Genomic DNA, 6,149 nt, shown 5'->3' on the forward strand with positions numbered 1-6,149 from the left:
GTGCCGCACCGCCGCTGACTGCGGCCGTTTCGGCCAGTCTTGCGCTCCGTGCTCAGTCGCTCGCGGCCGGCGATTAGCAGCGCGCATCTGTCCGCATCTTGGCAATCGGCTGCTAAGAACTACCTGATATGGCGTGCGCGAAGGCAATGCCCTGCGCGGCAGCCTATGGGGGTCGAAGAATGCTGCAGATGTGGAGCAAGGCGCGCGAGCTGGCGGTGATGACCCCGCCGGAGCGCAACCGCTGGGTCGATTTCCTGCGGGCGATCTCGATCATGGCGGTGGTTTTCGGCCACTGGCTGATGGCTGGGCTCTACATCGACGCCGCCGGAGAATTGCGGCGCGGCGATCTGCTGTCGGTCTCCGATTGGGCGCATTGGCTGACCTGGGGCTTTCAGGTGATGCCGGTGTTCTTCCTCGTCGGCGGCTACGCCAACCAGGTGAGCTGGGAGGCGACGACACGGAAGGCCGCTGCCGACCAGGCGGGCGTCTACCGCGACTGGCTGGCGAGCCGGGTGCAGCGGCTTATCACCCCGACCTTCCCGGTGCTCCTGCTGTGGGCGGGGCTCGCGGTTGTGATGACGCAGGTCGGCCTGCCGCGCACCCAGATCCGCATGGCGACCGAGGCGGCGCTGATCCCGGTCTGGTTCCTCGCGGTTTATTTGCTGGTGACCGCCTTCACGCCGATTGCCCAGCGGCTGTGGGACCGGCTGGGGTGGGGGAGCTTTGCGCTGTTCGTGCCGCTCGCGATGCTGACCGACTGGCTGACCTTCACGATGAAGGTCCCCTACGTCAATTTCACCAATTTCCTCTGGGTGTTCCTCGCGATCCACCAGCTGGGCTTCGCGTGGCGGGCGGGCAAGTTCGACAAGGCGTGGTTCGCCTGGGGCTTCTTCGCGGTGTCGCTGGCGATCCTAGTCAGGATCACCGTCTTCGGCTTCTACCCCGTCTCGATGGTCTCCGCGCCCGGAGGCTTCTCCAACTCGCTCCCGCCCACGCTCGCGCTGTTCGCGCTGGGCGGCGTGCAGGTGGGGCTGGTGCTGGCGCTGGAGCGTGCGGGCCGGCGGATGCTCGAGAGCGTCACCGTCTGGACCGCGACAGTGCTGATGAACGGGATGATCATGACGGTCTACCTGTGGCACCTGACCGCCTTCGTGCTGGTGATGACGGTCGACTGGCTGCTGCTGGGCGGCTGGGGCCTCGGCCCGGTGCCGGGGACGGGCGAGTGGTGGGCAACGCGCCCGATCTGGATCGCGGTCTACATCATCGCGCTGCTGCCGCTGATCGGGATCTTCGCGCGGCATGAGCGCAGCTTCGGCCCGGTGCGCGGCGGGCGCACCGTGCCGCGACTGCGCGCGGTGCTCGGCGTGCTGGCGATCTGTGCGGGGCTGGGCGCGACCGCGGGGCTCACTCTCACCAGCCCCGACAGCCTTTCGGGCATCCGCTGGTGGGTGGTGGCGCTCCCGCTGGCAGGGGCGGCGATGATGGGCTTCGGCCCGGTCTACCGCCCGCGCCAGCGCCCCGGCGCGCACGAGATGGGCTAGCCCTTCAGCAGATAATCCCGCGTGATCGGCACCGCATGGCGGCTGCGGATGTACTGGATCTGGTAATTGCCCATCCCCCCGTGCTCAAACACGGTTGCCGCGCCCGCGAGGTAGAAGGTCCACATCCGGAAGAACTTCTCGTCATAGAGCGCGATGATCTTGTCCTTGTGCTCCATGCAGTTGGCATACCAGGCGCGGATGGTGCGGGCGTAATGGAGCCGCAGCGTCTCGACGTCCGCGGCGATCAGGCGGAATTTCTCAGAGGCCGCCACCGTCTCGGACAGCGCCGGGATGTAGCCGCCGGGGAAGACATATTTGCGGGTGAAGGCGTCGGTGGTGCCCGGCTCGCCGAAGCGGCCGATGGTATGGAGCAGCATCACCCCGTCATCGGCCAGCATCCTTGCACAAGCCTCGAAGAAGGTCTCGAACTGCGCGCGGCCGACATGCTCGAACATGCCGACCGAGACGATCCGGTCGAACCGGCGGCCGCTGGCAGCGGTGTCGCGGTAATCCTCGAGCAGGATCGTCACCCTGTCCGCCACGCCCGCCGCCTGCACCCGCTGGCGGGCAAGGGCCGCCTGTTCTTCGGACAGGGTGATCCCGGTGACGTGGACATTGTGGTTCTTGGCCAGATGGATCGCCATCCCGCCCCACCCGCAGCCGATGTCGAGCACGTCCTGCCCGGGCGAAAGATGCAGCTTTCTCGCGATGTGCTTGAGCTTGGCCTCCTGCGCGCCGCCCAGCGTGGTCACGCCTTCGGGCCAGTAGCCGCAGGAATATTGCCAATGCTCGGCATCGAGCATCAGCGCGTAGAGATCATTGCCGATATCGTAGTGGTGCGCGACGTTCTTCTTCGAACCCACGCGGTTGTTGATCTGCTCGGCGGCGAAAGCGGCGGTGTTGATGAAGCGCTTCAGCACGCCGGGGCGCAGGTTGTCGTTCCCGCGTTCCCACGGTCCGTTCATCCGCAGCAGGCCGACAAGGCCCATCACGTCGCCTTCCTCGATCAGCAGCCGCCCGTCGATGAAGGCCTCGGCCGCGCCCAGGCGGGGGTCGAGGATGATGTCGCGCGGGACGGCGTTGTCGGTGAAGCGCAGGACGATTTCGGGAAAGCCCTCGGCACTTGCGCCATAGGTGCTCGCCGAGCCGTCGGCAAAGACGATGCCAAGGCGGCCCTGCTTGACGGCACGCGACAGGAAACGGTCGAGGAGAGACTTGCTCATGAGGCTCCTTTCTAGGATGCTGGCGAGGGTAGGCTAAGCCGGAGAGGCGGCTTTCGCAAAATCATCGACTTGGAGGCGAAAGATGGGCGACGCGAAGACGACGATCACCGATGTTGCAGTCGAAACCTTCATCGAGGGCATCGAACCGCCCGCCAAGCGAGAGGATGCGCGCGTGCTCGACGCCCTGTTCCGCAAGGTGACCGGCGAGACGCCCAAGATGTGGGGGCCGACGATCATCGGCTACGGCGAATATTCCACAACTTATGATAGTGGCCGCGATGTGCACTGGATGCGGGCGGGGTTCTCGCCGAGAAAGGCCAAGCATTCGCTCTACTTCATGGGGGGCTATTGCGATCCCGTCACCGGCGCGGGACGGGATGAAAAGCTGATGCGGCTGGGCAAGTACACTACCGGCAAGAGCTGTCTGTACGTCAACAAGCTTGCCGATATCGACCTGGCGGTGCTGGAGGAGATCATCGCCGCCGATTGGGCGACGATGCTGCGGATATTTCCGGAAGACTAGTCGCGCCTAGACCCCTGCGTACCACTGGTAGCCGGCGAAATCCTCCCAGAAGCCGCCGCCTCCCTGGCCGATCTTATCGAAGCTGGTGACCGCCTCGATCGCCTGGACGTACTTGGCCTGTTTGTATCCCAATTGCCGCTCGATCCGCATGCGGTAGGGCGCGCCGTTCTTTTCCGGCAGCGGCTCGCCGTTCAGCGCGTGGGCGATGATCGTCTGCGGGTGATAGGCATCGACCATGTCGATGCTCTCGTAATAGGGCTTGCCGTGGTAGAGATCGGCGCAGCGGAAGACGATGAACTTCGCCTCCTTCTTCACCTTGGCCATGTCGAGCAGGTGGCCGAGCTGCACCCCCTGCCATTCGCCGATCGCGCTCCAGCCCTCGACACAGTCGTGGCGGGTGATCTGGGTGCGCTGGGGCAGGCCCTTCACCTCGGCGAGGCTGAGCGCCAGCGGGGTTTCGACCAGCCCCTTCACCTCGAGCTTCCAGTCGGGAAAGCCCTTGGCGAGCTGGTCCTGATAGAAGGGATCGGCGACCGTGACCGAACCATTTCCGCGGAAGGTGGGCGAGCGCTGATCGGGGCGGAACTCCTTGACGAGCCCCTGCTTGGCCGCGAGCGCGCGGTGGAGGACGCGGTGTCCGTCCTCGGCGGCCTTGAACACCTCTTTCGTGGTCTCGCTGTCGTTGATCTTGGCGCAGGCCGAGGCGCCGAGGGCGGCCATGCCGGCAAGCAGCGAACGGCGCGGCAGGTCAACCATGGGCGGGCACTCCTTCATCGGCGGCGGGGACGGGTTCGGGTTCGGGCTGGGGAGGAGCAGGTTCGGCCGGGCGTTTGCCGCCGGTGAACATCTCGAGGATCAGCCGCCAGTCGGTGACCGCCAGCACAATGTGGATGACGAAGAAGGCAAAGATGCCCCAGGCGGCGATGAAGTGCAGCGAGCGCGCGCTCTGGCGGCCGCCGAACAGGTCGATCAGCCACGGGGCATAGCCGCCCGAACCGGGGCTGATCGCCAGCCCGCTCAGCAGCATCAGCGGCAGCAGCACGCCGAAGACGCCGCCATAGAGGATCTTCTGGACCGAGTTGTAGCCGTGATGCGCGCCCGCGCCTGCGCCCGAATGCGCCTTGATCGAGGCGATCACCGCACCCGGCGTCCAGTCCTTCGGCGCGGTCATCAGATCGCGGCGGAAGTGGCCGTTCCAAAGCATCGCGACCCAGATGAAGAGCACGCCGATGCCGAAGGGCCAGGCCATCGTGATATGCCAGTCGCGCGCGAGGGCGAGGTTGTAGTGCCCCGGGATCGTCGCCCAGCCCGGGAAGCGGATCACGTGCAGCCAGGCGTCATTGGCATCGAAGCCGTAGTGGCCCCAGTAGAGGTGCCGGTGGGCGTTGGAGATGTTGAGCCCGGTCATGAACAGCACGATGATCGCGATCGCGTTCACCCAGTGCCACAGACGGGTCGAGAGCGCGTGCTTCTTCATGCAATTCCCCTTTGGGCCTGCTCACGAGCAAGCCATATCACATCACGCGGTTGGTCCATAAGATGCTGGCCACTGTCGACGAACAGGCTTTGCCCGCTCGCGAGCGCGCCGCCTGCCAGAAACAGTGCCGCGTCGGCAATTTCGTGAGCGCCGGTCTTGCGGCCGAGGAGGTTCAACCGGTGCGAGATCTCGGTCTCCTCCTCGCGCTGGTCATGGCTGGCGAGGATCGCGCCGGGCGCGATGCCGTAAACCCTGACGTTGTCCACCGTATTCCCCTTGGCCAGCATGCCGATAGTGGCTGCCAGCGCGTGTTTGGACATGGTGTAACTGAAGAAATCGGGGTTCGTATTTTCAATTTTCATGTCCGTGACGTTGATCACGGTGCGCACAGCCTCGCCGTCCGCTGTCAAAGCGATGAAGGCTTGGGCGAGCCGGGCCGGGGCAAGAGCGTTGATCTGCATCGCCGCCCGGTTCGTTGCCGGGTCCAATCCGGTTACGCCGTCGTAATCGAAAACCGACGCGGAATTGACGAGGCAGCGCCATCCGGGCGTGCGCGCGGCAAGAGCGGTGATTGCGGCGAGGGCGTCGTCGTCGTCGGCAAGGTCGAAGCGAAGTGTCTCGGCACTCGGGAGCGCGGCGGCCAGGGCTTCGGCGGCGGCGGCCGAGCGTCTGTAATGGATCACCGCGTGCCACCCCGCGGCGGCAAAGCGGCGCACGATCGCGGCGCCGATACGCGTCGCCCCGCCGGTCACGAGAACGGCGGGGCGAGAGGGAAGGGGTGCGCTGCTGTCGGGGGAGAGGGCCATGACAGCAGCGCTAACAGGGGGGCGCGCGCGCTTCAATCGGGGAGAGGCGCGCGCGCCCTGTGGTGGCTTAGCGGCAGCGCAGCTCCCCGCGGTCAATCTCGCGGCCGAGGAGGCCGCCGCCGATCGCGCCGAGGAGGGTGCCGACCGTGCGGTCGCCGCGGGTGTCGATCGTGCGGCCGAGCAGTGCGCCGACCCCTGCACCGATCACGAGGCCTGTGGTCCCGTTGTCGCGGCGGCAGTAATAGCGGTCACCATCGCGCCAGATCCGGTCGCCGCGGCTGAGGCGGCGCGGCTCGTAATAGCGGCCGCGCTCGTCATAGATGCGGTGCTTCTTGCGCTTGCGGTGCTCGGCGACATCGTTCGTCGGGAGCGAGCCGGCCTCGAACCCGGCATAGGCCGAGGCATTGACGGGCGCGGCCTGCGGCAGGGGTGCCGCCTGGGCGGGGATCGCCATCGGCAGCGTCATAGCTCCGGCGGCGAGGACGAGAGCAAACTTCTTCACGGCAGTTCTCCTTTCGGTTTGCCTGCGTTCGTAAGGGTATGGCTGGCATTGCCCCGCCAGCGGGGGAAGGGGCGGGC

Annotated in this window: 7 protein-coding genes; 2 read left to right on the forward strand and 5 right to left on the reverse strand. The window is 66.3% G+C overall.

Features of this window, described 5'->3' with window-relative positions; genetic code table 11:
- Positions 1–179 precede the first annotated feature (179 nt).
- Positions 180–1,541 carry an acyltransferase gene (locus tag AX708_RS08960; RefSeq protein ID WP_066531981.1) on the forward strand — a complete coding sequence of 454 codons (1,362 nt, stop codon included), beginning with the start codon at positions 180–182 and terminating at the stop codon, positions 1,539–1,541.
- On the opposite strand, the gene AX708_RS08965 is transcribed toward AX708_RS08960, so the two are convergent.
- A complete protein-coding gene (locus AX708_RS08965) occupies positions 1,538–2,764 on the reverse strand; it encodes a cyclopropane-fatty-acyl-phospholipid synthase family protein (protein ID WP_066531984.1) in 1,227 nt (408 codons plus the stop codon). The genes AX708_RS08960 and AX708_RS08965 overlap by 4 nt on opposite strands.
- An 82-nt stretch (positions 2,765–2,846) precedes the next feature.
- Here AX708_RS08965 and AX708_RS08970 point away from each other — a divergent pair, with 82 nt between their 5' ends.
- The gene (locus AX708_RS08970; protein WP_066531991.1) at positions 2,847–3,287 is read left to right on the forward strand and encodes a DUF1801 domain-containing protein; all 441 of its coding nucleotides are present in this window, start codon (positions 2,847–2,849) and stop codon (positions 3,285–3,287) included.
- A gap of 6 nt (positions 3,288–3,293) precedes the next feature.
- Here AX708_RS08970 and AX708_RS08975 read toward each other — a convergent pair whose 3' ends face one another.
- The 4 genes from AX708_RS08975 to AX708_RS08990 form a co-directional block, all read right to left on the reverse strand.
- On the reverse strand, positions 3,294–4,043 hold the full coding sequence (locus AX708_RS08975; protein WP_066532016.1) for a molybdopterin-dependent oxidoreductase: 750 nt from the start codon (positions 4,041–4,043) through the stop codon (positions 3,294–3,296).
- A complete protein-coding gene (locus AX708_RS08980) occupies positions 4,036–4,764 on the reverse strand; it encodes a cytochrome b/b6 domain-containing protein (RefSeq protein WP_066531999.1) in 729 nt (242 codons plus the stop codon). The genes AX708_RS08975 and AX708_RS08980 overlap by 8 nt, the downstream gene beginning before the upstream one ends.
- The gene (locus tag AX708_RS08985; protein ID WP_066532002.1) at positions 4,761–5,570 is read right to left on the reverse strand and encodes an SDR family oxidoreductase; all 810 of its coding nucleotides are present in this window, start codon (positions 5,568–5,570) and stop codon (positions 4,761–4,763) included. Before AX708_RS08985 ends, AX708_RS08980 begins: the two co-directional genes overlap by 4 nt.
- Positions 5,571–5,637: 67 nt before the next feature.
- Positions 5,638–6,072, reverse strand: coding sequence for a glycine zipper 2TM domain-containing protein (locus AX708_RS08990; protein WP_066532005.1), 435 nt, complete (start codon positions 6,070–6,072; stop codon positions 5,638–5,640).
- Between the last annotated feature and the right edge of the window lie 77 nt (positions 6,073–6,149).

Source organism: Erythrobacter sp. CCH5-A1, from assembly GCF_001557115.1.
Lineage (GTDB): Bacteria > Pseudomonadota > Alphaproteobacteria > Sphingomonadales > Sphingomonadaceae > Erythrobacter.